The sequence below is a fragment of the Meiothermus luteus genome, from assembly GCF_003574085.1.
GTDB lineage: Bacteria > Deinococcota > Deinococci > Deinococcales > Thermaceae > Meiothermus > Meiothermus luteus.
The window spans coordinates 1-3134 of record NZ_QWKZ01000164.1 but is presented as its reverse complement, the minus strand read 5'-3'; the positions used below and the strand labels follow the sequence as shown (position 1 = coordinate 3134).

Annotated in this window: 2 protein-coding genes; both read left to right on the top strand. The window is 69.7% G+C overall.

What is annotated here, in order from left to right:
• The coding region (locus Mlute_RS16300) for a transposase (RefSeq protein WP_245959004.1) at window positions 1-321 on the top strand (321 nt) is incomplete at its 5' end.
• Window positions 322-342: 21 nt separating this feature from the next.
• Window positions 343-2646: a GH1 family beta-glucosidase gene (locus tag Mlute_RS14630; RefSeq protein WP_119361275.1), complete on the top strand. Its 2304-nt coding sequence runs from the start codon at window positions 343-345 to the stop codon at window positions 2644-2646.
• Window positions 2647-3134: the final 488 nt, after the last annotated feature.

Genomic DNA, 3134 nt, shown 5'->3' with positions numbered 1-3134 from the left:
GAGCGGGGGCTTACGGTGGGATACCTGCCCCGGTACAGTCCCCATTTGAACCCCATGGAGGGTGTGTGGCGGCGGGTGAAGGGGTTTTTGATGCCTCGGCGGCACTACGGGGGGGTTGAGGAGCTTAGGGAGGCGGTGGTTCAGGCCCTCAAGGCCCTGGGGGGTGTGGAGTTGAAAATCTTGGGGGAGGGTACTTACCAGAACCGCTACGACCTGGTCATGGCCGCCGCCACGGTGGCCACGCTGCCCGTCCTCGTCCTCTTCTTCTTCGCGCAGCGCCAGCTCATCCAAGGCCTCACCGCCGGGTCGGTGAAGGGCTAGGCGTTGGGAGGAGGAACGCGCATGGCCGAGAACGCCGAAAAGTTTCTGTGGGGGGTAGCCACCAGCGCCTACCAGATCGAGGGGGCCACCCAGGAGGACGGGCGGGGGCCTTCCATCTGGGACACCTTCGCCCGCCGCCCGGGGGCCATCTGGGGCGGAAGCACAGGGGAGCCCGCCTGCGACCACTACCACCGCTACGAGGAGGACATTGCCCTTATGCAATCCCTTGGGGTGGGGGTCTATCGCTTCTCCGTGGCCTGGCCTCGGATCCTCCCCGAGGGCCGGGGGCGGATCAACCCCAAGGGCCTCGCCTTTCACGACCGCCTGGTGGACCGGCTTCTCGCGGCGGGGATCACGCCCTTCCTCACCCTCTACCACTGGGACCTGCCCCAGGCCCTCGAGGACCGGGGCGGTTGGCGGAGCCGGGAGACCGCCTTCGCCTTCGCCGAGTACGCCGAGGCGGTGGCCCGGGCCCTCGCCGACCGGGTGCCCTTCTTCGCCACCCTGAACGAGCCCTGGTGCTCGGCCTTCCTCGGGCACTGGACGGGGGAACACGCCCCCGGCCTCAGGAACCTGGAGGCGGCCCTTCGCGCCGCCCACCACCTCCTCCTGGGGCACGGCCTCGCCGTGGAGGCCTTGAGGGCCGCGGGGGCGAAGCGGGTGGGGATCGTCCTCAACTTCGCCCCGGTGTACGGCGAGGACCCCGAGGCGGTGGACGTGGCTGACCGCTACCACAACCGCTACTTCCTGGACCCCATCCTGGGCAGGGGGTATCCCGAAAGCCCCTTTCAAGACCCCCCGCCCACTCCCAACCTCTCCCGTGACCTGGAGCTCGTCGCAAGGCCCCTGGACTTCCTAGGGGTGAACTACTACGCCCCCGTCCGCGTGGCCCCGGGGACGGGGCCTTTGCCCGTGCGCTACCTTCCCCCGGAGGGGCCGGTCACGGCCATGGGGTGGGAGGTCTACCCCGAGGGGCTTTACCACCTCTTGAAGCACCTCGGCCGGGAGGTGCCCTGGCCCCTTTACATCACGGAAAACGGGGCCGCCTACCCCGACCTCTGGACGGGAGAGGCCGTCGTGGAGGACCCCGAGCGGGTGGCCTACCTCGAGGCCCACGTGGAGGCCGCCTGGCGGGCCCTCTTCACCCTTTACGCCACCGCCACCCCCTTTGACCGGCCCTGGGAGGCCCGTTACCTCCTGGAGCCCACGGGCTTCGTCCCTTACCGCCTCTTCACCCGTTTCATGCGCCAGTTCGCCGTCTACACCCGGGAGCGGTACCGGGGAGGGAGGGAGTTCTACTTCGCGGGGGGGATTGAGGACCTAGCCCGCTTCCACGGGTACCTCCGGGACCGCAACCTCCTCACCAAGCGCCTCTTCCGCCCCCCAGAGGGCCTGGTGGCCTACGAGGTCCCCCTCCTGGAGGTCCCCGAGGAGGCGAAGGCCCTCCTGGCGGAGGTGCGGAGGCGGCTCAAGGCGGCGGCCTACCGGGCCCCCCAGGAGGAGCGGGGGATCGTCATGGCCCAGCGCACCCTCCTCTCCCGGGCCATCCTGGAGAGGATCAAGCTGAGGGCGGCCCTTCCCCTGGTGGCCGGCCTCCTGGAGGAGGGGTGGCACGTCCTGCTCTTCGTCCAGTACCGCTCGGACAAGACCCTGGACCTCACGAGCCCCGAGGCGGTGGAGGCCTTCCTCCAGGACGCCGAGGAGAGGGGGCTCAAGGGGGCCCTCCACCGCCACCTGGCCCCGGCCCTGAAGGGCCTCGGGCTCACCCTCCCCTCCCCCGTGGCGATGGTCCGGGAGGCCTTCGGAGGGCTGGGAGAGGACCTCGCCTTCTACACCGGGGCGGAGACGGGAAGCGCCCTCAGGAGGACCAAGGCGGCCTGGGACGAGGGGAGGGTGCGCCTCCTCCTGGCCACCGCGGGCAAGGGGGGTGTGGGCCTCTCCTTCCACGACACCACGGGGAAGAGACCTACGGCCCAGATCGTCCTCACCCTGCCCTGGACGGCCACGGGGCTGGACCAGGTCCTGGGCCGGGTGGTGCGCCTTGGAATGAAGAGCCCCGTGCGGATCCTCTTCCCTGCGGCCCCGGTGCCCTTTGAGCAGCAGCTTGCGGCCACGGTGGCCCAGAGCCTGAGGACCCTGGGGTACGCGGTGCGAGGGGGCGAGGGGGTGGTGCCGGAGCGGGTGGTGGAGGCCTTCCTCTACGACCTGGCGGCGGTGGACCTGATGGGCTTCCTCAGGCTTTTAGAGGCGGAGGAAAGCCTGTCCAAGGCCCCCCGGGAGGAGGAGGCCTCTTCCCTGGAGGTGCCGCTTCCGCCCTCGGGGTGAAGGGGAGCCTAAAACTGTAGGGTGAAGGGGGTCCCGGAGGCCTCCAGGGAGTAGACCCCTTCCCTTCGGGGGTGCCCTTTCCAGCTCTTTTGGTGGGGGGCCCGGGCTCAAGCTACCCGGCCCAGAGCCGTGGGCACCAGGTCCCTCCCACCACCACAAACTGAGGGGATACGCCCAAACCCCCACGCCAAAGCGGCTCAGGAATCCTCCCGCCGTTTTCCCGAGACTCCGTTCCCCCTCCGCCCATCTGCGCCCTTCCAAGGTAGTGTTACCCCCCACCCCCATGGGTAGGGCCGGTCCACCCGGGCCTCAGGGGAGGGTCAGCCTTGCGGGAAACAAGCTTAGCGATAAGACCAAGCCCTCTTCGCACCGGCTAGGAGGCTCTCCCCATGGCCTCTACCTCCTCCAGGCGCCTGGGATGGAGCGGGCCAAGGGCGAAGAGGTAGAAGGCCAGGAAGGAGGCCAGGGCCACCCGCAAGGGCAGGGTC